25 protein-coding genes are annotated in these 24,003 nt (G+C 48.5%); 3 read left to right on the top strand and 22 right to left on the bottom strand.

Going from position 1 to position 24,003, the window contains the following annotated elements; genetic code table 11:
* Positions 1-6 precede the first annotated feature (6 nt).
* From gshB to hisS, 16 genes are all read right to left on the bottom strand, one after another.
* A complete protein-coding gene (gene gshB / locus HMPREF2871_RS01495; protein WP_049344082.1) occupies positions 7-963 on the bottom strand; it encodes a glutathione synthase in 957 nt (318 codons plus the stop codon).
* A 114-nt stretch (positions 964-1,077) separates the two neighbouring features.
* Positions 1,078-2,739, bottom strand: a complete 1,662-nt coding sequence (gene recN / locus HMPREF2871_RS01500) for a DNA repair protein RecN (protein ID WP_049344080.1) — start codon at positions 2,737-2,739, stop codon at positions 1,078-1,080.
* Between the two features lie 199 nt (positions 2,740-2,938).
* Positions 2,939-4,954, bottom strand: coding sequence for a BCCT family transporter (locus HMPREF2871_RS01505; protein ID WP_039861995.1), 2,016 nt, complete (start codon positions 4,952-4,954; stop codon positions 2,939-2,941).
* 250 nt (positions 4,955-5,204) lie between these two features.
* Positions 5,205-5,813 (bottom strand): SMC-Scp complex subunit ScpB, encoded by a 609-nt coding sequence (locus HMPREF2871_RS01510; RefSeq protein WP_004519443.1) that lies wholly within the window; start codon positions 5,811-5,813, stop codon positions 5,205-5,207.
* Positions 5,814-5,882: 69 nt separating this feature from the next.
* On the bottom strand, positions 5,883-6,116 hold the full coding sequence (locus HMPREF2871_RS01515; RefSeq protein WP_036472354.1) for a glutaredoxin family protein: 234 nt from the start codon (positions 6,114-6,116) through the stop codon (positions 5,883-5,885).
* A 149-nt stretch (positions 6,117-6,265) separates the two neighbouring features.
* On the bottom strand, positions 6,266-6,466 hold the full coding sequence (locus HMPREF2871_RS01520; RefSeq protein ID WP_003681978.1) for a (2Fe-2S)-binding protein: 201 nt from the start codon (positions 6,464-6,466) through the stop codon (positions 6,266-6,268).
* Between the two features lie 227 nt (positions 6,467-6,693).
* Positions 6,694-7,566 (bottom strand): site-specific tyrosine recombinase XerD, encoded by an 873-nt coding sequence (xerD, locus tag HMPREF2871_RS01525; protein ID WP_049344078.1) that lies wholly within the window; start codon positions 7,564-7,566, stop codon positions 6,694-6,696.
* 82 nt (positions 7,567-7,648) lie between these two features.
* On the bottom strand, positions 7,649-8,092 hold the full coding sequence (locus HMPREF2871_RS01530; protein ID WP_003683206.1) for a peroxiredoxin: 444 nt from the start codon (positions 8,090-8,092) through the stop codon (positions 7,649-7,651).
* Positions 8,093-8,128: 36 nt separating this feature from the next.
* A complete protein-coding gene (locus HMPREF2871_RS01535) occupies positions 8,129-8,764 on the bottom strand; it encodes a deoxynucleoside kinase (protein WP_049335496.1) in 636 nt (211 codons plus the stop codon).
* 97 nt (positions 8,765-8,861) lie between these two features.
* Complete coding sequence (folK, locus tag HMPREF2871_RS01540) at positions 8,862-9,350, bottom strand: 2-amino-4-hydroxy-6-hydroxymethyldihydropteridine diphosphokinase (protein ID WP_049335494.1); 489 nt, start codon at positions 9,348-9,350, stop codon at positions 8,862-8,864.
* A 15-nt stretch (positions 9,351-9,365) separates the two neighbouring features.
* Complete coding sequence (locus tag HMPREF2871_RS01545) at positions 9,366-9,740, bottom strand: SirB2 family protein (protein ID WP_003681989.1); 375 nt, start codon at positions 9,738-9,740, stop codon at positions 9,366-9,368.
* 55 nt (positions 9,741-9,795) lie between these two features.
* Positions 9,796-10,365 carry a tRNA 5-(aminomethyl)-2-thiouridylate-methyltransferase MnmM gene (locus HMPREF2871_RS01550; RefSeq protein ID WP_049344076.1) on the bottom strand — a complete coding sequence of 190 codons (570 nt, stop codon included), beginning with the start codon at positions 10,363-10,365 and terminating at the stop codon, positions 9,796-9,798.
* 78 nt (positions 10,366-10,443) lie between these two features.
* Positions 10,444-10,740 carry an RNA chaperone Hfq gene (hfq, locus tag HMPREF2871_RS01555; protein ID WP_036493792.1) on the bottom strand — a complete coding sequence of 99 codons (297 nt, stop codon included), beginning with the start codon at positions 10,738-10,740 and terminating at the stop codon, positions 10,444-10,446.
* 297 nt (positions 10,741-11,037) lie between these two features.
* Positions 11,038-12,495 (bottom strand): ribosome biogenesis GTPase Der, encoded by a 1,458-nt coding sequence (gene der / locus HMPREF2871_RS01560; RefSeq protein WP_049335490.1) that lies wholly within the window; start codon positions 12,493-12,495, stop codon positions 11,038-11,040.
* A 141-nt stretch (positions 12,496-12,636) separates the two neighbouring features.
* Complete coding sequence (locus HMPREF2871_RS01565) at positions 12,637-13,266, bottom strand: YfgM family protein (protein WP_049335489.1); 630 nt, start codon at positions 13,264-13,266, stop codon at positions 12,637-12,639.
* On the bottom strand, positions 13,267-14,562 hold the full coding sequence (gene hisS, locus HMPREF2871_RS01570; protein WP_049335487.1) for a histidine--tRNA ligase: 1,296 nt from the start codon (positions 14,560-14,562) through the stop codon (positions 13,267-13,269).
* A 248-nt stretch (positions 14,563-14,810) separates the two neighbouring features.
* On the opposite strand from hisS, the gene HMPREF2871_RS01575 reads away from it, so the two are divergent.
* Entirely contained in the window at positions 14,811-15,326 is a 516-nt protein-coding gene (locus HMPREF2871_RS01575) for a hypothetical protein (protein WP_004519431.1), read from the top strand.
* 55 nt (positions 15,327-15,381) lie between these two features.
* On the opposite strand, the gene HMPREF2871_RS01580 is transcribed toward HMPREF2871_RS01575, so the two are convergent.
* Positions 15,382-15,684 (bottom strand): hypothetical protein, encoded by a 303-nt coding sequence (locus HMPREF2871_RS01580; protein WP_004519429.1) that lies wholly within the window; start codon positions 15,682-15,684, stop codon positions 15,382-15,384.
* Between the two features lie 209 nt (positions 15,685-15,893).
* On the opposite strand from HMPREF2871_RS01580, the gene HMPREF2871_RS01585 reads away from it, so the two are divergent.
* Positions 15,894-16,817, top strand: coding sequence for an RluA family pseudouridine synthase (locus tag HMPREF2871_RS01585; RefSeq protein ID WP_049344072.1), 924 nt, complete (start codon positions 15,894-15,896; stop codon positions 16,815-16,817).
* A 69-nt stretch (positions 16,818-16,886) separates the two neighbouring features.
* Here HMPREF2871_RS01585 and adhP read toward each other — a convergent pair whose 3' ends face one another.
* On the bottom strand, positions 16,887-17,930 hold the full coding sequence (gene adhP, locus HMPREF2871_RS01590) for an alcohol dehydrogenase AdhP (RefSeq protein ID WP_079453977.1): 1,044 nt from the start codon (positions 17,928-17,930) through the stop codon (positions 16,887-16,889).
* A gap of 338 nt (positions 17,931-18,268) precedes the next feature.
* Here adhP and HMPREF2871_RS01595 point away from each other — a divergent pair, with 338 nt between their 5' ends.
* Complete coding sequence (locus tag HMPREF2871_RS01595; RefSeq protein WP_049344070.1) at positions 18,269-19,750, top strand: aldehyde dehydrogenase family protein; 1,482 nt, start codon at positions 18,269-18,271, stop codon at positions 19,748-19,750.
* Positions 19,751-19,844: 94 nt separating this feature from the next.
* Here HMPREF2871_RS01595 and HMPREF2871_RS01600 read toward each other — a convergent pair whose 3' ends face one another.
* From HMPREF2871_RS01600 to yjgA, 4 genes are all read right to left on the bottom strand, one after another.
* Positions 19,845-20,780, bottom strand: a complete 936-nt coding sequence (locus HMPREF2871_RS01600) for a DMT family transporter (RefSeq protein WP_070629742.1) — start codon at positions 20,778-20,780, stop codon at positions 19,845-19,847.
* An 18-nt stretch (positions 20,781-20,798) separates the two neighbouring features.
* Positions 20,799-22,499 carry a single-stranded-DNA-specific exonuclease RecJ gene (recJ, locus tag HMPREF2871_RS01605; protein ID WP_049344068.1) on the bottom strand — a complete coding sequence of 567 codons (1,701 nt, stop codon included), beginning with the start codon at positions 22,497-22,499 and terminating at the stop codon, positions 20,799-20,801.
* Positions 22,500-22,601: 102 nt separating this feature from the next.
* Positions 22,602-23,312: a hypothetical protein gene (locus HMPREF2871_RS01610; RefSeq protein WP_049344067.1), complete on the bottom strand. Its 711-nt coding sequence runs from the start codon at positions 23,310-23,312 to the stop codon at positions 22,602-22,604.
* A 71-nt stretch (positions 23,313-23,383) separates the two neighbouring features.
* Positions 23,384-23,917, bottom strand: a complete 534-nt coding sequence (gene yjgA / locus HMPREF2871_RS01615) for a ribosome biogenesis factor YjgA (protein WP_049344065.1) — start codon at positions 23,915-23,917, stop codon at positions 23,384-23,386.
* Between the last annotated feature and the right edge of the window lie 86 nt (positions 23,918-24,003).

The raw sequence follows: 24,003 nt of genomic DNA on the forward strand, positions 1-24,003 counted from the left end.
TTGGGTTTATTGTTTTGCCCAAGATGCTACGGCATCTGCAAACATAGCGGCAACGTTGAAATCTTTTTGCTTCATGATTTCTTGGAAGCCGGTCGGGCTGGTTACATTGACTTCGGTCAGGTTGTTGCCGATGACATCCAAACCGGCAAGCAAGATGCCTCGGCGCTTCAATTCAGGCGCCAGGGTTTCTGCAATTTCACGGTCGTGCTCGCTCAATTCCTGCGCCACGCCGCGGCCGCCGGCAGCCAAGTTGCCGCGCGTTTCACCGTTTTGCGGAATACGCGCCAAAGCATACGGAACAACTTCCCCGCCGATAATCAAAATGCGCTTGTCGCCATGTACGATTTCAGGAATATAGCGTTGTGCCATGATGGTGCGTGAATCAAGCTGCATCAGGGTTTCAAGGATACTGCCGATATTGGGATCGGATTCGGTCAGGCGGAAAATACCCATACCGCCCATGCCGTCCAACGGTTTGATGATGATGTCGCCGTGTTCTTTCAAAAAGGCACGAACATCGGCAGAACGCGTGGTTACCAAAGTGGGGGCGGTGAACTGGCTGAAGTTCAAAATAGCCAATTTCTCATTGAAATCGCGCATTGCTTGTCCGCTGTTAAATACTTTTGCGCCCTGCTGCTGTGCCAATGTCAAAAATTGGGTTGCGTACAAATATTGCATATCAAACGGCGGATCAGTGCGCATAATGACCGCATCGAAATCTTTTAAGGCCGTCTGAACTTTTGCCTCTGCTTTAAACCATTCGTGATCGTCATCGTTCTTCGCACCGACAAACTCAAATGCCGCTGCCTGAGCCACCACCCAGCCTTCACGGACGGACAATTCTCCGCTCAAGGTATGAAAAAGCTGCCAACCGCGCTTTGCCATTTCACGCATCATGGCGTAAGTAGTGTCTTTATAGGTTTTAAAACTTGCCATCGGATCGGCGATAAACAGGACTTTCATCAAAATTTCCTTATAAACAGACGCTATAATCATACCTTGTATTCTGCTTGTCTGAAAGGGCGCAAAATACGGGAAAGGCCGTCTGAATTTCATTTTCAGACGGCCTTAAGACTTTTAGGCGGCGGCCAGATGTAAGAGTTCGGCAGCATGGCTGCGTGTGGTATCGGTAATGATTTCGCCGCCCAACATACGCGCGATTTCCTCAATGCGCTGATGATGATCCAATACGCTGATTTCGCTGACGGTTTGTTCGCCTTCGCTATGTTTGCGTACCTGCCAATGGTTTTCACCGCAAGAGGCGACTTGGGGAAGATGGGTTACCGCCAAGACTTGATGTTTTTTACCCAAGGCACGTAAAGCTTTACCGACCATTTCGGCGACGCCGCCACCGATACCGGTATCCACTTCGTCAAAAATCAATGTCGGCACTTGCGTGTATTGGCTGGCAACCACTTGCAAAGCCAAGCTGATACGCGCCAATTCGCCGCCGGAAGCTACTTTGTTCAAAGGACGGGACGGATTGCCTTTATTTGCCGCCACTTGGAATTGCACCTGCTCCAGACCATGCGCGGTCGGCGAAGACGGCAACAAGACGATGTCAAAACGTGCGCCCTTCATGGCCAAATGCTGCATATGCTCAGTGGTCTCTTCGCCCAAACGGCCGGCAGCCTGATGGCGCATGGCGGAGAGAACGTGAGCGGCTTCGTGGTATTCGGCAAGATTGCGCGCAACCGTATTTTCCAAGGCTTCCAAATCAGCGGCCGCTTGCAGGTTTTGCAGGCGCTCGTCAATTTCCGCCAACTTTTGCGGCAGCTCTTCCGGCTCAATGCGGTATTTGCGCGCCATGCTCATCAATTCGCCCATACGGCTTTCTTGTGCGGCCAATTCATTCGGATCGATATCGCTGCGGCCGGCCACATCGCGCATATTAGCACTGATTTCCCCCAATTCTGCTTCAATACTTGCCAACATATTCAGACTTTCGGCAAAGCGCGGCTCAATGTTTTGCAGATTGCCCAGCAGTTTTTGGCATTGGTAGATTTGACGTTGGATGCCGTTGTCGCCGTCTATGCTTTCGCCCACCTGCTCGGCGGTTTGCAGCAACTCGGCCGAATGCGCCAGGCTGTCGTGGCTTTGGCTTAAGGTTTCCCATTCGTTGGGTTTGAGCTCCAATTGGTTTAATTCATTAAACTGCCATTCCAAACGCTCGCGTTCGATGGCCATGGTTTCTGCCTGCTCTTGCGCTTCTTGCAGGGCTTTTTTCGCATTGACCCAATTTTGATAAAGCTGCTTGACCGTTTCCGCCTGCTCTTTGCTGCCGGCAAATGCGTCCAACAACTCGCGTTGCGCAGATTCTTGATTCAACGAATGATGGGCATTTTGGCCGTGAATATCGATTAACTGCTCGCCAATGGCTTTCAGCTGCGCCAGTGTTGCCGCTTGGTTATTGATATAACTGCGGCTTTTGCCCTTGGCATCGATAATACGGCGGATGCTGAGCTCTTCTGCATCTTCTTCCAAAAGGCCTTGCTCCTGCAGCTGCGCTTTCAGTTCGGGCAAACCGCTGATGTCAAACAAAGCCGACAACTGCGCCTCTTTGGCGCCGTTGCGCACTTGGCTGTAGTCGGCTTTATCGCCCAACAACAGGCCAATCGCATCCAGAGTAATCGATTTGCCTGCGCCGGTTTCGCCCGTTAAAACGGTAAAGCCGTTTTGAAAATCAAGATTCAGGTTTTCAACAATGACAAAATCACGCAAAGAAAGTGCCAACAGCATTGCAGTATTCCTTAGTAAATCACCCGCACTCATGCGGAATAGCTTTAGATAAGTTGATTATAACTAAGGTTTTTTATAGTTTAAATCAGATTTTTCTTATGATTTATCTAAGATATTTATTTTAAACAAATTATTTTTTAAGCGGGCAATAAAAAGGCCGTCTGAATATTGCTACATGTTCAGACGGCCTAAATTTATTTTACTCTGCCAGTTCTACTTGTTCATGCCCCATCAATTCCTGCCCTACTCCTGCAAGCAGGTTCAGATAACGCTCATACTGCTTGAGCATATCGGCAATCAATTCTTTTTGCGTCATATATTGCACATCGTATCCATCGCGCCCATCCGAAAAATACGTCAACGGTATGAACGTTGCTGCATATTTGAAATGAGGCAGGCTGTCTTCACGAATCAACTGGTCGGTAATTTCCCGCTTTACGGATTTAATCCCATAGACAAAATCCCTTACCGTCCCTTTATGCACCACCAGCTCCACCGACGGCTCATCCTGTTGCAACAGGCAACGGATTTCTACGTCCATATTGTATTTTTCGGTCAATTCGTTTTTCAATTCCTGCATTGCCGGAAGCGCCGTATTTTTCATAAATTTGATGATATCGACTTCCTGCGTCTGATTCATCATTTGGCCAAGGCGTTCCCTCCAATGATCGCCCGACCAGAAAATACTGCTCGGATTGACGGCGGTTGCAAAATAGTTGGCATCGTTGTTCAGGGCTTTCCACAAAGAAACCATCATAAAAATCATCAACACCGCAAACGGCAGAGACGCAATCAGGGTCATGGTTTGCAAGATAGGCAAACCGCCGGCGCCCAGCAACACAATAGCCACAGCCGAAATCAACACGCCCCACATAACCGATTGCCACTTGGGCGAAGCCAGCCCTTTATCGCGCGAAGCAATATTGTTCAGCACATAAATGCCCGAGTCGGCAGAAGTGATAAAAAACAGCGAAATCACCAGCAATGCTACCAAGCTGCTGACAACCGGCCACGGCAAATAATTCAAAAAGGCAAACAACAATTTTTCAGGCTCGTTGGTCAAGGCAGACAAGGCGCCGTTTGCCACATGCGTGTCCAGCCACAAGGCTGAATTGCCAAATACGGTAAACCACAAAATACTCATCAGGCTAGGCACTGCCAATACACCAAAAATAAATTCGCGGATGGTTCTGCCTCGCGAAATTCGGGCAATGAACAAACCGACAAAAGGCGACCACGAACACCACCAAGCCCAATACAACACCGTCCAGCCGGTAAACCATTTTGTATGCTCAGGCTCGTAGGTATATGACTTAAAGCTGAACGAAACGAAGTTACTCAAATAAGTGCCCAAATTGTCGCTGAATGCGAAAATCAAATACGTCGTCGGCATACTCAACAAGACAAACAACAGCAATGACAGTGCCAATACCAAGTTGGTTTCACTCAAAATTTTGACGCCTTTGCCCACGCCCGAAGTTGCGGAAAATATGGCAATCGCCATCACAACAACGATAATGCCGACCTGCAAGACATAGCTGTTGTCCTGCACCCAGCCCATCTTCAGCAAACCGGAACCCATTTGTGCCGCGCCAAATCCCAAGGTTGTGATAATACCGAACAAAGTCGCAATCAAAGCCATCACATCGATGGCATCGCCCATTTTGCCGTTGATTTTGTCTTTTAAAATCGGATAAAAGCAGGAACGCAACGCCAGCGGCAATTTATAGCGGAAACCGAAATACGCCAAGGCAAGCGCAATGATTCCGTAGATTGCCCAGGCATGAATCCCCCAGTGGAATACCGTATGCAGAATCGCCTCTTGCGCATTGCCTTTGGCAATCGGGGAAGAAAAATGCGATAAAGGCTCGGCCACACCAAAAAACATCAAGCCCACGCCCATGCCGGCCGCAAACAGCATGGCCAACCATGATAAAAACGAAAACTCAGGTTCGTCCTCGTTTGTACCCAGCCTGATACTGCCGAAGCTGCTGATGGGAAGCGCCAATAAGAAAATAAGGAATACAGAGAAAGTCAGAATGTAAAACCAACTGACATTTTGAAAGATAAACTGCTTCATTGCATTTAACAAAGCCTCAGTATTTTGAGGCCAAACCAAAGCAGCTGACAAAAGCAAAAGGACGAAGAAAAGCGTAATACCGACCACGCTTGGATTGAAAGAAGATTTGTTTTGAATAAATTGTTTGAATTTCATATCGGTTCCGTAGTTGATACAGCGCATATTTGAAGAACAAACGGGCTGCCGATTGATAAAGAAAGAAACGTTTCCGTATGCCTTCTCAAACTATTACAGAATGAGAGATATTTATTCTAATAATTCTTAAATTATATCACAAAATCAATAAGTTATTAAAATAGATGAAAATTATATTTAAAATCATGATGTTATACAATAATAAAGGCCGTCTGAAACACGATTGTTTCAGACGGCCTTTACATTCAAATCAGTTAATCAGTCTGCTTCCTGATTCAACTGCTTCTTCAGCCTCCTCATCGCCTGTCGGCGGCGTTTCCATCAAATCAGGCAACACCAGCTCACCCAATTCAGTCAGCGGCGGCAATTCTTCCAAACTTTCCAAACGCAAATCGCTTAAAAAAGTTGCCGTTGTCGCCCACAAAGCCGGACGGCCGACAGAATCACGGTGGCCGATGACTTCAATCCAGCCCCTATCCTGCAAGGTTTGCATGACATTTTGCGACACTGCCACGCCGCGTATGCCTTCAATATCGCCACGCGTTACCGGTTGCTGATAGGCAATAATCGCCAGCGTCTCCATCACGGCGCGGGAATAACGCGGCGCGCGCTGCTCTTGCAGGCTGCCCAGTCGCTCAAATGCGGCTTGGGCAATTTGGAAGCGCCAGCCCTCATGGGTATGCACCAGTTGCAAAGCCCTGCCCTGCCAACGGGCCTTCAGTTGCGCCAACACGTCAATCAGCTTGTCTTGCGACAATGGCGGCACGCACAATTCGCGCATGGCTTTTTCGTTTAAGGGTTCGACTTGCGTCAACAGCGCCGCTTCAATCAGCGCATCGGGAGAAAGTTTTTCAGTCATAATAAAATCAATGTTCAGACGGCATGAACAGCAAAAGGCCGTCTGAAAGACAATATGGTCAACGGTTTGTTATGCGCTCAAATGCGCTTTCAGTTTTTCTTCGTCCAAAAACCAATGGCAGATTTCGGTATCGCCATCCAGCAAAACAGGCACCAGCTCATTGTACTTTTCTTCTAAAACCGGATCTTCATCAACATCGACAATATCCAGCTCAAATCCAAACTGCTCCTGATAAGGCTTTAATTGTTCGCGCATTTTGTGGCACAGGCTGCAATACTCCCGAAACATCAAGGTCAGTTTCATGGCGGTTACTCTCGGAGGGACAAAAGCGGCCATTGTATAGCAAAATGCCGCCAAACCATACAGGCATGACAAAGGCCGTCTGAACAGGCGCGAAACGAAATCAAGGATTTCTGTCACGCCTTCAGACGGCCTTTGTGTATATTCTAAAATTAAGACTGAACGTTGATACCGGCAGTCACAGTATTTTGGGCACTGCTTGCAGTCAAAAATGACGCTGCCAATTCGCCGCAACAACCGCAACAAGTCGCCACACCTAATTGAGCCTGCAAATCGCTCATGGTGGTTGCACCGGCGGCGATAGTCTCTTTGATGTCGTGGTCAGTAATGGCGTTGCAGATGCAGACAAACATGATGTGCTCCAATAATTTTGTTACCCTCTGTAATTGAGAGTAGGATTTATTCTTGAACGTAAATATAAATAAAAACGGTTTGCATTGCAATATTGGCACTGTCCTTTTGTTTTGAAATTTTTCTATGTAAATTTGTATTTTGATTGTTATTTTATAAATAATAAACTTTATAACCGTTCAGACGGCCACGATAACAAAAGGCGGCATCTTCGAAATGCCGCCTCTATTCATGAACGGGAATGGTGTTCATCGACCATGTTTTTCAAACGAATATTAGCAACATGGGTATAAATCTGTGTGGTGTTGATATCGGAATGTCCCAACATCATCTGGACCGAACGCAAATCGACGCCGTGATTAACCAAATGCGTGGCAAAAGCATGGCGCAAACCGTGCGGACTGAGCGAAGCAATACCGGCCGCTTCGGCATATTCTTTGACTATCATCCATGCAAGTTGACGGCTGATGCCGCTGCGTTTCTGGCTGACAAACACTTCGTCGCAGATTTTGTTTTTCAGCAACAACGGGCGCGATTCGTTGCAATAGCGTTCCACCCAATATGCCGCTTCCTGACCCAGCGGAACCAGACGCAATTTGTTGCCCTTGCCTATGGTACGGATACTGCCGCGATGTAAATCGATATCGCTGAGCGTCAATTTGACGGCTTCGGTCACGCGCAAACCTGTTGCATACATGACTTCAAGCAAGGCTTTGTCGCGCAGTCCGTGCGGCGTGTCCACATCCGGCGCAGCCAGCAGCGCGTCGATTTGGGCTTCGGTAATCAGCGTGGGTAGTTTGCGTTCCGATTTCGGCGCTTTGAGAAAACGGGTGGGATTGTCTGCCCTTTGACCCGTTTCTTCCAACCAGCCGTACATACGCTTGCAAGCCGACAATGCCCGCGCTTGGGACGTGTTTTTTTCCCCCTCCGCATACACGGCATCAGACAGGGCAAACTCATCGGCACTCAACCAATCCTGCCCGCCCTCGGCCAAACGCGCCGCGACTTTGACCAAATCACGGCGGTAACTTTGCAGCGTATTGTGGCTGAGCCGGTCTTGTAGCCAAAGGGATTCAAGCAGCTTGTCTATTAAATCGTCCATATTCATCAAACTGTATTGAAAGGCCGTCTGAACGGCATGACTTTACATCCGTTCAGACGGCCTTAGGTTTCCAAAGCCCTATTTAAGAGGCTTGAGAAATTGTATCCAAAACTTCCTGCGCGTGTCCGGCCACTTTGACTTTGCGCCATTCATGGGCGATTTCGCCGTTTTCATCCAACACAAACGTGCTGCGCTCGATGCCGAGGGATTCTTTGCCGTAAAGCTTTTTCAGCTTGATCACGTCAAACAGTTTGCAAACGGTTTCTTCTTTGTCGCTCAACAATTCAAACTGGAAGCCTTGTTTAGCGCAGAAATTCTGATGCGATTTGACACCATCGCGCGAAATACCGACAACGGTATAGCCCAATGCTTTGAATTGCTCCAATCGGGCATTGAAATCCAAGCCTTCAGTGGTACAGCCGGGCGTGCTGTCTTTGGGATAAAAATAGACAACCAACGGCAAATGTTCGGCAGAGTTAAAATCGCTGCCGGAAGAAGATGGGAGTGTGAATTGATATTTTGACATATTATTCCTTTCAGACGGCCTAAATTTAGCCTGCATTCATTTTTCGCTTAAATTCAAATAACTGCGCGTGCCTTGAAAATCTTCCAATGCGCGCAACAAAAGCTGAAAGTGGTCGTCATTGCCGGCCAAATCCAACTCATCGGCATTGACGGTCAGCAAAGGCGCGCTTTGATACAAATGGAAGAAATGACTGTATTCGTCATGCACCCGTCCCAAATAGCCTTCGGGAAACAAGCTGATAATGCCTTCGTGACGTTTTTGCAGGCGTTTGCGGTTGTTTTCGACGGCGGTTTGCAGATAAATCACCACATCGGGCTCCGCATATTGCGGCAGAATACGTTGCTTCATATCGGCAAAAAGCTGCTGCTCGTCATCATTCAAAACGATGGGCGTAAAAATACGGTCTTTTTCCAATAAAAAGTCAGCCACAACCATTCCGCCTTGTGCGCATTGCTCTTCAATAATATTCACGCTTTCAGCGCGGCGCGTCAGGAAGAAAAGTTCGGCAGCCAAGCCATTATTGGAAACATTGCTGTAAAACTTCATGAGAAACGGATTGTGATCCGGATTCTCTGACAACAGCAACGCGCTGAAATGCTCTGCCAAGCGGCGGCTCAAAGCGGTCTTGCCGCTACCGATGGCGCCTTCGACAACAATATAACGAGGATTCATAGTAACTCTTTGTAATGTGTTTCCCAACAATATTTTATAGTAAAAAAGGCGTGTCCAACACGCCCTTTCTTGTTTTAGTCCGTTTTTGAGACGGCCCTTATTCTTTCAACAGGCGAATACCCTGCCCGCCCAAAGCCTGAGCCAAATCAGCCGCACGGCCATGCTCGCCCAACTCGAAATCCGGAAGAATTTCGGCCAAAGGCAACATAACGAAACTGCGCTCATGCGCGCGCGGATGCGGCAAGGTCAGATGAGGGTCATCGCTGCGAATACCGTCAAAATCGATAATGTCCAAATCCAAAGTGCGCGGCGCATTACGGAAAGTACGTTCGCGCCCAAATTCGGCCTCGATGCGGTTTAACTCTGCCAACAGCGCCACGCCGTCCAATGAAGTTTTCACGGTACAAACGGCGTTCACAAAATCGGGCTGATCGTCATAGCCGACCGGCGCAGTCAAATACAAGGAAGAAGCCTTTTCGAGCCGGATATGCGGATGCACGTCCAATTCGGCCAAAGCTGCGCGAACCTGTTCGGCAGGATTGGCAAGATTGCTGCCCAAAGCAATAACGGCAAAATGCGGATACATTTCAGACGGCCTCTTTTAAAACGGCAGCGTTTTGGTTTTGGCAAGGAAAACAATCGTGGCAACACACGACATGGCCAAAACGTAGACGATATAGAATTTCGGCGAACGCGGACGCGAACGCATCATAATCATGCCCAACACAATATAAACCAGCAACAGCAGGATTTTCATGCCGAGCCACGGCGCATTGAACGGCGAAAAATGGGTAATCTTCATCAGCCACAAGCCGGTAAACAGCAACATGGTGTCGTTCAAATGCGGCATGGCTTTCCAAATGCCTGCCAACGGTTTCTCAGGATGACGCCAGAGCAGGAAAAAACGGATGTTGAACAACAGGATGGTAATGGCAACGAAAATCTGATGGCTGTATTTTACAAACAGATATTGCATGGCAGTTTCTTATGTTGAGGGTTGAAAAACAAAGCAGCTATTTTACCGCAAACATCTATTTCTGACGCAACTTTTCAATCGCCAGCAGATAGGGAGGCGCATTGCGGCGGTTGACAAAGCCATAGCGTAACACGGCAAAGGCTTCCTGCGGCAAAGTTTCCGTCCATTGCACAATCGCTTCAGCCTCTATTCGGCCGGCTTCATGTCCAGGATACAATACCGCCACGGCAAGCCCGCCCTCTTTCAGCAAACCCAAAGTATCCGTCAGCGCACGGATACTGCTTGCTGCTTCAGTTGTACAGCTTTTATCGCCTCCCGGCAGCCAACCGAAATTAAATACTGCGGCATCTAAAGGCTCGTCGATATAAGACAAAAGGTTTTCATGGCCGTCATGTATCAGGGCTACCCGACCATCTACGCCGTTTTCTTTCAGACGGCCTTGAGTCTGCGCCAATGCTTTGGGTTGCACATCAAAAGCCCACACTCTACCCGTTTCGCCAGCCAATTGCGCCAACAGCAAAGTATCATGCCCGTTTCCGGCCGTTGCATCCAAAGCGTGGCCGCCTGCTTTTAAGGCTTGTCGTAACAGGGAGTGGGCAAAGGGAAGAATGTTTTCAAGCAGCATGATAAAGGTCGTCTGAAAATAAAAATACCCTACCGCAAAAGCGGTAAGGTATTGAAAAACAGGAATGCGTTACATCATTTATTCGGCAGGTTGTTGCACAGTCTCAACTTGAACCGGAGCAGCTGCGGCAGCGGCTTGAGGTTGTTTGTTTTCGTGTTGCAGGCTGACTGCGCGTGCAGGAACGATTGTTGAGATAGCGTGTTTGTAAACCATTTGAGTGACGGAAGTATTACGCAGCAGAACAACGTACTGGTCGAATGATTCCACTTGGCCTTGCAGCTTGATGCCGTTTACCAAGTAGATCGAAACCGGAACGTGCTCTTTACGCAACGCATTCAAAAAAGGATCTTGTAACATTTGTCCTTTAGCTGTCATATTCTTGAGCTCCATTATTATGATTGTAAAGACGCCAAAATCGGCGTTTGATGGGATTGTAGCCCCGAATAGGATAAATTACCAACTATTTTTTTCTATCACACCATTTAGGAATCCAGCAATAAGGGAACTTCACGTCAAACCGACTGTTTCATTTCCATATTCACAACAATCCCAAATCCAAATTGGATGTTTTTTAAAATTCGGCAAATCCTATCGAAAATATGCCATGAAGCTCTAACGAGCTGTTTTTCATTAAAAAAAGGCCGTCTGAAATTGTTCAGACGGCCTTTATGCTTATTTGCTGAATTGTTTTTTCACGCTGACTTTGGTTTTCTTCTTGAAGCGGTTTTTCTCTTCCTTGCGGCCTTCGCGTTTCTCAATACGGTTGCTCAAGCTGACACGGCGCAGCGGTTTTTTCTTCGGTTTGTCTTCCGCATTTTCATACGGGTTTTCCGAAACATTGTATTGAATTCTGAGCGGCGTACCTTGCAGATTGAAGGCTTTGCGGAACGTTTGGGTCAAATAGCGCGTATAGCTGTCAGAAATGGCGTGTAGCGAATTACCGTGTACCACAATCACCGGCGGATTCATGCCGCCTTGGTGGGCATAACGCATTTTCGGACGCACCAAGCCAGCACGCGGCGGCTGTTGACGCTCGATCGCGCTTTGCAATACGCGCGTGATTTTCGGCGTCGGCATCTTAATCATTGCCGCGTTGTAGGCAGCCTGAATGCTTTCAAACAAACCGTCTATACCGCGCTCTTTCAATGCAGAAATAAAGTGGAACTTAGCAAAATCAAGGAAATACAGTTTGCGGTTGATATCGCGTTTCACTTGCTCACGGCGCTCTTCGCTGATGCCGTCCCATTTATTGACCGCTACGACCAAGGCACGGCCTGCTTCCAAAGCAAAACCTGCAATCGTCGCATCTTGGTCGGCGATATCTTGTTGCGCATCCAATACCAAAACTGCAACGTTTGCCGCTTCAACCGCCTGCATGGCTTTGATAACGGAGAACTTTTCCACCGCTTCATCCACTTTGCCACGACGGCGCACACCTGCAGTATCGATGATGGTAAACGGTTTGCCTTCACGTTCAAAATCAATATGGATACTGTCGCGCGTCGTGCCTGCCATATCGAAGGCAATCACGCGCTCTTCGCCGAGAATGGCGTTTACCAAGGTCGATTTACCGACATTTGGACGGCCGATTACAGCAAAAACAGGATGTTTCGCTTCTTCCTCTTCCTTTTCAGGCTCAGGGAAGGTTTCCAAAATATCTTCAATCAAATAATACACGCCATCGCCGTGCGCACCTGAGATAACATAAGGGTCGCCCAAGGCAAGTTCGTAGAACTCGGCTGCAAGTACAGCCCTATTGCCACCCTCGCCTTTATTCACGGCCAAATAAACGGGGCGTGGGCTTTGGCGCAAACGGTCGGCAATGATTTTGTCTTGCGGCGTCAAACCGGTGCGGCCGTCCACCAAAAACACAACCGCATCGGCTTCATCGACAGCCTGCAAGGTTTGTTTTGCCATTTCGTGCAAAATGCCGCTATCGACAACCGGCTCAAAACCGCCGGTATCGATGACCAAATAAGGTTTGCTGCCGACTTTGCCATGACCGTAATGGCGGTCACGCGTCAGGCCGGGCAAGTCATGCACGAGCGCGTCTTTGGTGAGCGTCAAACGGTTGAATAAAGTAGATTTGCCGACATTGGGGCGGCCGACAAGCGCGATGGTTGGTTTCATAATTGAGTCTTTCTGTGTCAAGTGCCGCCTAAAAACGGGAGCGGAACACAAGCAGGTGTTTTAAAAACACGGTTGATAAGGATAAGTGTAGGCCGTCTGAAAAGTCATTGCAACTTCAGACGGCCTTGATTTCAAACAAACTTATTTCAAGCTGTCGATTTTCATTTGCAGCAATTCGCGGCCTACTGCGGTTTGCGGCATTTTGCTCAAAGCAGCTTCGTAACTTTGTACGGCTTCTTTGGTTTTATTTTGGGCAACGTAAACATCGCCTTTGGTTTCCAGCATCAAAGGCTCGAAATCAGCCTCAACCTGAGTATTCAGGACATTGATGGCGGCATCGTATTTTTTCTGCTGCAACAGGACAACGCCCAAACGTTGCGCTGCCAAAGCTTGAACCAGCGGTGCATTTTGGTTTTTCAACACCCAATTCAAATGACCTTCCGCCACATCATAACGGCCGGCATCAAACTCGGTCGCCGCTACCATCAAAGTGGCTTGGGCTGTCGAAATGGAATCAGGATAGTTTTTTTGCAATTCGGCCAAATCGGCGTTGATGGCTTTTTGGTCGGTTTTTTGCTGCGCCTTTTCCACCATTTGCGCCAATACGGCGGCGGCTTCCTGATCTTTTGAAGCTTTTTGGCCTTGGTAAATGGTGTAACCCAAATACCCCAAAGCCGCCACAATCAGCAAGGCAAAGATCCAACGGCCGGTTTTTTTCCAAAAATATTTAAAGTTGTCTAACTCTTGTTGTTCTTCCAAATGGGCTGCCATTTATGCGTTCTTCCATTGTTGTAAAGTGTCTGTCAAATCAGCGGCGGCAACGGTTTTCTGTTCGTGTTTGCCCTGCATATCTTTCAGGGTAACCGTACCGTTTGCCAGCTCATCCTGAGCCACAATCAGGGCAAAGCTTGCGCCACTGTTGTCTGCTTTTTTCATTTGCGCTTTCAGGCTCTGATAGCCGGAATGCTGCATCACATTGAAGCCTTGTGCGCGTAAGGCTTGCGCGTATTTCATCACCTGCAAGTCCGCACCTTCGCCTTGGTGCATTGCATAGACATCAGGCGCAGCGTTCACTTCCAGAGAGCCGTATTCGCTCACCAAAAGCAGCAGGCGCTCAATACCCATTGCAAAGCCGATAGACGGCGCAGGTTTGCCGCCAAGCTCTTCAATCAAACCATCGTAACGGCCGCCACCGCACACAGTCGCTTGCGCGCCGAGTTTGTCGGTCGTCCACTCAAAAACCGTCTGATTGTAGTAATCCAAACCGCGTACCAAGCGCGGATTTTCAATATATTGAATACCCAAACCGTCCAACATCGCCTTGAAGCGTGCATAGTGGTTTTGCGAAGCCTCGCCCAAATAATCCACCAAACGTGGCGCCGCATTGCAGATTTCCTGCAAATCAGGGTTTTTCGTATCCAAAACGCGCAAAGGATTGGTTTTCAGACGGCGTTTGCTGTCTTCGTCCAATTTATCTTCATAACGGGTCAGATATTCAACCAATGCCGCACGGTGTGCCGCGCGTTCCTCACGGTTGCCCAAACTGTTGATTTCCAAAGTCAGGTATTCGCGAATACCCAATTTTTCCCACAAGTCGGCAGACATCGCGATAATTTCCGCATCAATATCCGGCCCTTCAAAACCCAAAGCCTCGATACCAACCTGATGGAACTGACGATAACGGCCTTTTTGCGGACGCTCGCGGCGGAACATCGGCCCCATATACCACAGCTTTTGCGGGCTGTTGTAGAGAAGATTGTGTTCAACCACAGCACGCAGACAAGAAGCCGTACCTTCAGGACGCAAGCTCAAACTCAAAGAATCGTTTGAATCGGAGAAGGTGTACATTTCCTTGCCGACCACATCGGTTTCCTCGCCGATGGAGCGGACAAACAAACCGGTTTGCTCGACAATCGGCGTACGGATTTGCTGATAGCCGTAAGCGCGTGTCCAACGGCCGACCGTATCTTCAAACGCCTGCCAAAACGCAGCCGTCAGTTTGAAATCTTTTTGTTCGACAGGTAAAAGGTCGTTCATACCTTTTACAGATTGAATTTTTTGTGCCATTTCAATATGGGATAAGCGAAAATCAAATAGTTGGGCATTATAGCTGATTTTTAAGGGTTTGTGAGGTTGGAAACAAATCAAAAGGCCGTCTGAAAATTGGTTTTCGCATTCAGACGGCCTGTAAAGCAGATTACAGAATCATATTCAATGATTCCAACACTTCCCCTGCTTTTCAACTTAAATTTCTTAGAGACATATTCAATATAGATTCAATGCCGTTATACTTGGATTCTTTTCATCCCGTCCATATGCACATCATAAAAACACTGCACTCTCTTTTTGTTATCGGCTTGTTAACTACTATCTTCCCCTCACAAGCGACGGCTGCAAATAACGCCACAAACAATCAAACGAAAATAGATTTAGTCAAAAAGGTTTATCTGTCTAAAGTGGATTTAGGCTCTGAACATAATCGTGTTACTACGCCTGAACTACAAAAAATCATCCGACAATTCAATAAATTCGACACAAATATCCGTAAGCAACCCGATATGGAGATGGGATGTGACATGCCGATACATTACTACTTAGGCTTTGGTCAAGATCATCCTGATAACTTCCATAAAACCTTGCAAGTCAAAGTCACTTCTCCCCATACCGTCCGGGCAACATTTAAACAATTTGACGGCCATAGGGTCGGTGCAGATTTCACGTTGAAATGTACAGAAAACCGTTGTTTGATAGATGATTTTAAGATGATTGGCGATCAAACCGGCATCAAAACCGATTACAAACTTGTTTTGCGCAAACAAAAATGTGAGTGAGCCGACAAAACAAAAGGGCTGCCCAAACAAATGGAGCAGCCCTTTGATTTTGAAATCAAGGTCGTGAAGGATGCGGATTTAAGCGGACAGGCGGCAAATTAGGTTTTCCGTATTGGGAAACAGCTTGTCTGCCTGAAGCCACTTTCCCTGACTGCATGACGCCGCTATCGTTGCGTATTGGATGTGCGGCATACTCATCTTGATTTAATTGTGAACCTTCTTCATTGACTTCATGCTCTGCCACAAGTTCATACTCATTATCGTATGCCTTACTCTTGCCAAGCCGAACTTCCCCTCCCGCCATAGCGGATACGGAAAACGCGGATAACATGATGATTATGCCGATTTTTCTCTGCATAATATTCTCCTTTTCTCAAATATTGCTTCTTTATCATTTCTTTAATTTATGCCACAAAAGCAAGTTCAAACAAAACCAGTTTCTTTGGTCGGTTGAAGAATCTATTTAAGCACAAAACCGGCATCACTACATATCCGTTATTAGAAGTTTATTTTCCATATAAACAAGGCCGTCTGAAAAAATCCTAAAAAACGAGTACAATCCGCCGCATGAAAAAACGTACTAGTCCCCTACCCCTTTTAGACGGTGTCAAACCCAGCTACTTAGTTTTGCCACATAAAAAGCAATTTTACGGCTTGCCTCTGCTGCATTTTTTATGCGCTCATTTTCCCTTTGTCGGCGAAGAAAACTGGCGACGGCGGCTGAACAGCGGTTTTGTGGTGGGTGCGGATGGCGTACCGTTTGATGAAAATACTTTGTTTGAGCCCGGCAAGACGATGTTTTATTACCGTGAAACCAGCCGTGAGAGCGAGCCGCGTATTCCGTTTGAAGAAAAGATTTTGCATATTGACGAGCATTTGATTGTGGTGGACAAACCGCATTTTCTGCCCGTCATCCCCAGCGGCAGGTTTTTGCGAGAAACCTTGCTCACGCGCCTACGTCTGCGGCCTGAATTGCAGTATTTGAATGTTGAAGACATTACGCCGATTCATCGCTTGGATAAAGATACGGCTGGCGTTATGCTGCTTTCGCTCAACCCTGCCACGCGTCGCGACTATCAGACCATGTTCCAAGAAAAAAACGTCCGAAAAACCTATGAAGCGGTGGCGCCGACGAGGACGGATTTGGACTATCCGCTGGATATTTCGTCCCGAATGGAACGCGGCGAAAAATTCTTTCTCACGCGGGAAACGGAAGGAGAACCCAACGCCCACACGACCATCGAACTTATCGAAAACCGCGGCGCATTCAGCCTCTACCGCCTCACGCCGCATACCGGAAAGAAACACCAGCTGCGCGTGCATATGATGAGTTTGAATATGCCGCTGATGAACGATGCGCTTTACCCTACCCCATTGGCAGCCGGTGATGAAGACTATGAAAAGCCTTTAAAACTTCTGGCCAAAAGAATAGAGTTTACCGATCCTGTCAGCGGAGAAATCCGCGCATTTGAAAGCGGCTTTACGCTGTAAGTTATCCAGTCCAATAAAAAAGGCCGTCTGAAAAGTTTCAGACGGCCTTTTTGTCACTGAATCATTTGATTAGTGATGAATGCAGCTGCACTCTTTATTCATATCAATCACCATACGGCCGGTAATTTTACCTTCGCGCATTTCTTGGAAGATGGCAGGCGCTTCATCCAAAGCACGCAACTCGACTTTAGGCACAACCAAGCCTTCTGCGCCGAATTGGAATGCTTCTTCCAAATCTTTGCGGGTACCGACCAAAGAGCCGACCACTTCGATGCCGTCCAAGACCAGACGAGGGATGGACAGGTTCATAGATTCGGGCGGCAGGCCAATGGCGACGACGCGACCGCCTGCGCGGACGCAGTCCACAGCGGAGTTGAACGCGGCGGCGGATACGGCGGTAACAACGGCTACGTGTGCACCGCCGGTTTTTTCCTGAATCACTTTGGCGGCATCTTCTTTGGCGGCGTTGATGACTAAATCTGCGCCGCTTTCTTTAGCGAATGCCAGTTTTTCATCGTTGATGTCGATGGCGACGACATGCGCGCCAAACACTTTTTTCGCGTATTGAACCGCCAAGTTGCCCAAACCGCCTGCGCCGTAAATCGCAATCCATTGACCCGGACGAACGCCGGAAACTTTAATCGCTTTATAAGTGGTCACGCCGGCACAAGTAATGCTCGAAGCTTGCGCAGGATCCAAGCCTTCAGGGACTTTGACCGCATAATCGGCACTCACGATACAGTGGGTCGCCATACCGCCGTCGGCAGTATAGCCTGCGTTCAATACAGAGCGGCACAAGGTTTCGCGGCCGGTATTGCAGTATTCGCAAGAACCGCAGCTTTGGAACAACCATGCGATGCTAACACGGTCGCCAACTTTCAGATTTTTCACACCGTCAGCAACTTCTTTAACCAAACCGATGCCTTCGTGTCCCAACACGCGACCCGGTTTGTCGCCGTAATCGCCTGCCGCAACGTGCAAGTCGGTGTGGCACACGCCGCAACACTCAACTTCCACTAACGCCTCGCCGTATTCCAGCGGACGCAGTTCGCGTTCAACAACTTCTACATCACCTGCTACATCTTTATTTACTACCACAGCATGCATTTTCATAAGAGAGTCTCCTAGGGTGTTAAAAACTGTTTAGCTATGAATGAGAATACTCCCCATATCTGAAGCCGTCAACCCATAATCTTTTTTAAAACAATGATTTATAATGTTATACCATAACAAAATCTATTTAACCCGTATAAATCTTTAAATATATTAACAAATGCACTTTCATTTCAATAAAATCCTTTATTTTCAGACGGCCTGCTACATGAGACAACATTGCAAATGTAAATTTTGAGAATATTCTCATTTTTAGTACTTGAACTTAAAAAGAAAAAAGCATAAGCTGTTTTTATGGCGCAGAAACACGCCTTCCCATTCATTAAGGAGACAGCATTATGGCAAAAGATTTAAATGTGTTTGATAAAGAATATGGTCTTTTAATCAACGGCGAATGGACGAAAGGTAGCGAAGGCAAACTTTTATCCTCTTACAACCCTGCTAATGGCGATGAGTTGGCCAAGTTCACAGACGCAACCGATGCCGATGTCGATGCTGCCGTAGCCGCTGCGCAAGAAGCGTTCAAAACATGGCGCAAAACCACGACTGCCGAACGCGCAGCCATTTTGAACAAAATCGCCGATGTGATCGACGAAAATGCCGAATTGTTTGCCCTGCAAGAAACCTTGGACAATGGCAAACCGATCCGCGAAACCCGCGCCGCCGACGTGCCTTTGGCTTCCGACCATTTCCGCTATTTCGCCAGCGTGATCCGCGGCGAAGAAGGCACTGCGACCCAACTTGATGCCGAAGACTTGTCTATCGTCCTGCGCGAACCGATCGGCGTTGTCGGCCAAATCATTCCTTGGAACTTCCCATTCTTGATGGCCGCATGGAAAATCGCTCCGGCATTGGCCGCAGGTTGCACCATCGTCATCCATCCTTCTTCCAGCACTTCATTGAGCCTGTTGTCCCTCGCTCAAAAAATCAACCACTTACTGCCTAAAGGCGTGTTGAACGTGATTACCGGCCGCGGTTCCAAATCCGGCGAATACATGCTACACCACAAAGGCTTCAACAAACTGGCCTTTACCGGCTCAACCGAAGTCGGCCGCCGCGTCGGCATCGCCGCCGCCGAATTGCTGATTCCGTCCACTTTGGAATTGGGCGGCAAATCTGCCAACATCTTCTTCGACGATATGCCTTTCGACAAAGCCCTCGAAGGCGCGCAAAAAGGTATTTTGTTCAACCAAGGCCAAGTGTGCTGCGCCGGTTCGCGCATTTTTGTACAAGAAGGCATTTACGACAAATTCGTCAATGCTTTGGCTGAAGAATTCAAAAAAATCAAAGTCGGCCTGCCTTGGGAAGACGACACCCAAATGGGTTCTCAAGTCAATGCCGGTCAACTCGAGACTATTTTGAAATACGTCAAAATCGGCGAACAAGAAGGCTGCCGCATCATTACCGGCGGTAAAAAAATCGAAGGCGAATTGGGCAAAGGCGAATTTGTCGAGCCTACTTTGATTGAAGCCAGCAGCAACGAAGCCCGCGTTGCCCAAGAAGAAATCTTCGGCCCGGTTGCTACCGTGATTAAATTTAAAACCGAAGAAGAAGTCATCAAAATGGCCAACGACAGCGAATATGGCTTGGGCGGCGCAGTTTGGAGTACCGACATCAACCGCTGCCTGCGCGTTTCCAATGCATTGGAAACCGGCCGCGTTTGGGTAAACTGCTACAACCGCCTGCCTGCCGGCGCGCCGTTTGGCGGCTACAAAACTTCAGGTATTGGCCGCGAGACCCACAAAATGATGCTCGCCGCCTACACCCAAGTGAAAAACATCTACATCAGCACCCGTGAAGAACGCGAAGGCTTCTATTAATCCGCCGTTTCATATTAATCTGATTTAGAAAATAAAAGGCCGTCTGAAACCTGTTTCAGACGGCCTTGTTTTATTCTGTTTTGCAATAAATGCTTCATATCTTTCTCAAAAAAAGCCCCATTACTTTCTCTCCGGCCACCGCCAGCAAGGCTCCGGTCACAACTACCATGGCACCCACATAGCTGACGATATTCATATCTGAAGCGGCAAAATAATCGGGGGCGAGATGATGGCCTATGGTGGAAAATATCATGGTAAACACAGGAATCAGCGTGGTGACGATACTGACTTTTGAAGCGTCCCAATGGTTGAGCGCTTCGCCGAATGAACCGTAGCCGATCAGCGTGTTCAAACAGCAATAGATAAAGCAGCCCCATAAAAACGGATTGCCGATATGGGCGATTTGAGACGGTTCGGCAAACGGCAGGAAAACAAAGCTGCTGCAAAAATAAATCATGAGCAGAATTTGTTGCGAATTGAAATGTTTGGACAAAAGTTTTTGCGCCACACCGTAGCACACCCAAATCATGCTGCCCGAAGCCGCCATCATCACGCCAACCGCGTAGCTGCCCAAGCTGAAAAGTTCGCCGAATTTGTCGTTGAAAAACATGACCAAACCCGTCAGCAAAAGCATCAAGCCGATTTTTTGCCAGTGCGTAAATGCTTCTTTAAACACGCCTACGCCGACCAAAATCATGGTAAAGGGCGAGATCTGCCACAACACCTGCGTGGTTGTCGGCGAAATATAGTGCAAACCCATGGCAACGAGAACAAAGTTGGCAGAAATGCCGATAATACCCAGCACCAATAAAAATAAGGTTTGCTTGGAAAATTCAGACGGCCTCGGCAGCTTGCCGGTCAAACCCAACAGCACAAACAACACCAGCGAAGCCACTAAAAAGCGTACCCACACCAGCGTGGGCACATCGACGGCTTTTAAGGCCTGCTGTGCGATGACCGGCAGCGAACCCCAAGTCATGGTGGCAAGCAGCGCCAATGAAAAGCCGAGCCAAGGTTTTTGTTTCTTCATTTTTCAGACGGCCTTTGCTTACGCGGCTTCCCAGTAGTCGATATAAAGCTGCAATTCGAGATTGTTCCGCCATTCGTTGGCAACGGGGCGGTACACCGTGCGGATGTATTCTGGAATGTCTTCGCTGCAACGCCAGAACATGGCTTCAAATTCGTAGCCGTCTTTTTGCAGCCAGACTTTTTTGTGTTTGCCTTCCGCACCCAACGGCTGCTGGCGGACAACATGAAATTCGTCAGTAAAACTCGGTGGCGCGAAGCCCTGCCCCCAAACGTGTTTAGCAAGGTTTTGCGCCTGTTCCAGCGTAATGTCGCGTGCAGGCAGGCTGCCGTCGGTGATGAAGGTTTGCGACAAATCGTCTTCGCACACCATCTCGCGCACGGCTTCTTCAAAGGCCGTCTGAAACGCGGGGATATTGTGTTCGAGTATGCTCAAACCCGCCGCCATCGCGTGTCCGCCGAATTTCAAAATCAAATCGGGATAGCGTTTGGACACCAAGTCCAAAGCATCGCGCAAGTGCAGATTGGGAATGGAGCGTCCCGAACCGCGCACTTCGCCGTTGTCGGCAGGCGCAAACACGATAGTAGGACGATAAAAACGGTCTTTGAGGCGGCTGGCAACGATGCCGACCACGCCCTGATGGAAGTCGTCGCGATACGCCACCAAAGTCGTCTGACCTGAAGGCAGGGTTTCAGGAAAAGCATTCAGCGCGTCTTGCAGCATAGACTGCTCGATTTCGCGGCGCTCGATATTGAGGTTGTTTAACTGCGCCGCCAGTTCCTGCGCCTCGGCATTATCTCGCGCCAACAGACAGGCAATGCCGACCGACATATCGTCCAGCCGTCCGGCCGCGTTGATGCGCGGCCCCAACGCAAAGCCCATATCAAAAGGCTGAGCCTTGCGCCAATCGCGCCGTGCCACTTCAAACAAGGCACGGATACCGGGGCGCATTTTACCCAAACGCATCCGTTTCAGACCTTGCGATACGAGGATACGGTTGTTGTGGTCTAGAGTGACGACGTCAGCGACGGTACCGAGTGCAACCAAATCCAAGAGGTCGCCCAGATTCGGCTCTTTCAGGCCGTCTGAAAAATAATTGCGGCGGCGCAGTTCGGCACGCAAAGCCATTAATACATAAAAAATCACGCCCACGCCCGCCAAGCTTTTGCTTTGGAAACCGCAGCCTTTTTGGTTTGGATTGACGATGATGCAGTCGGGCACGGTCTCGGCAGGCAGATGGTGGTCGGTTACAATCACATCCAAACCCAATTCCTGCGCGCGCGCCACGCCTGCAATGCTGGCGATACCGTTATCCACCGTCACCAATAAATCCACACCTTGCTCTGCCGCGATTTCAGCCAGCTCGGGCGTTAAGCCGTAGCCGTGTTCAAAGCGGTTGGGCACGAGAAAATCCACTTTCGCCCCCATCGCCGCCAAACCGCTCATACCGACGGAACACGCCGTCGCACCGTCGGCATCGTAGTCGGCGACAATCAGGATTTTTTCCTGACGCTCAACCGCATCCGCCAAACGGCCGGCGGCGGCTTCGCAGTTTGTCAGCGTTTGATACGGCAAAAGAGCTGCAAGCTTGTCGTCCAACTCGGCCGGACTTTGTACATCACGCGCAGCACACAGCCGCGCAATCAAAGGATCGGTACCGGCAGTGAGCAAGTCGTTAAAAACAGTCGGATTAATGGAACGTGTTTGGATTTTGACGGACATGGTGTGTGGGATTAAATAGAGAGAAATTAATATTTTTGAAGCGTTTATTTTAAGGGCCAGGCCGTCTGAAACCTGCAATCCGTTTTCAGACGGCCTTGGATATTATTTGCGTGAATCATCGACAATTTCACCGATCACGGCATAGGAGCCTGCTATCACTACGCCGACTGCATCCAAAGCCAGCGCCAATGGCGTTTTCAGGATATTCCCCGTCAACTTCCAAACATCGGTGCTTGTTTTGGTTTCCGTATAATAAATTCTGACTGGAACGGCAGTGTCAAAATGGCGGTCTTCGGCAACATTTTTCGGCGTTGCGTAATAATGACCTTCGGCAGAAATACACCGTGTGTAGACAGTTTTACCATCGAGCTCAACCGGCTTGAACGCCAGTTGTTTCAACTTGACAATCTCGGCAACTTTTTGAGTATCGTAACGCAGGCAGAAATTCGAGCGGAAAGTTTGCGCTTCAGGGGATTTCAATTCAACCGGCAAAGCCTCATACACCTGTTTTGGGTTTTGCCGAACCATTTGAAACCGTTTGCTCAGCTTAGCATCCAAGATCGCCTTCAACTTGGCCGAATCTTTAGAATTAACGACAAACCAATATTTTCCGCCCATCATGACCAAGCTGCCTTTTTCCAACTGCGTATTGTCTTTGGCAACCACGCCAAATGCTTGAATATTGTCTTTGGCAACGGTTTTTTCGGTTGTGGTTTTATGGAACGGGCTATTTCTTTCCCAAAGATCGTTAGTACAACCATTGAGGGTTAGTGCACTAATTAACAAGGCAGGTACAAAGCGGCGAAATTTCATGGTCATCCTCCTTCGGCATTACGATACAGGCCGTCTGAAAACCGCAATCCGTTTTCAGACGGCCTTGAGGTTTATTCCTCCCAATCCTGCCCTTCTTCTGAAGCATCGAATTGACCGGCCTCCATCACTGCTTTAATTTCTTGGAACAGCGCGCGGAAGTTTTTCGGCGGTTTGTTTTGTTCCTGCTCTTTTTTAGTGTTGCGGATCAAGGTGCGTAATTTGCCGGCGTCGGCTTGCGGAAAATCGGCCATAAATTGGGTAATCGAGCCATCGTCTGCCAACAGTCGGGTACGCGCCTGCTCGACGCGTTGCAAAAAGGCATTGTGCACCGTATTGTCGCCGCGCAGTTTGGCCAAATAGGCTTCGATGGGCGCAGGGTCGGTATCGCGCATCAGGCGGCCGATAAATTGTGCTTGGCGTTTGAGTGCGCTGTTGGAGGTGATTTTTTTATAGGTAACGATGGCCTCGAACAGCTCTTCGTCCAAGCCGATTTTTTTCAACGTATCGCTGGAGAGTTTGGTCAATTCCATACCCAAAGCCTGCAAATCGTTCATCTGCTTTTTCATTTGGGTTTTGCTGACCCATTCGTCTTCTTGTTCAAACATTGTGTTTCCCTGATTTTCTGAATCTGCCTATTTTATCAGTTTTCAGACGGCCTTTCCGTGCGATTTTTGCAGAGGCCGTCTGAAAC

The sequence above is a fragment of the Neisseria sp. HMSC067G12 genome, from assembly GCF_001812725.1.
In the GTDB taxonomy this organism is placed as follows: Bacteria; Pseudomonadota; Gammaproteobacteria; order Burkholderiales; family Neisseriaceae; genus Neisseria; species Neisseria perflava.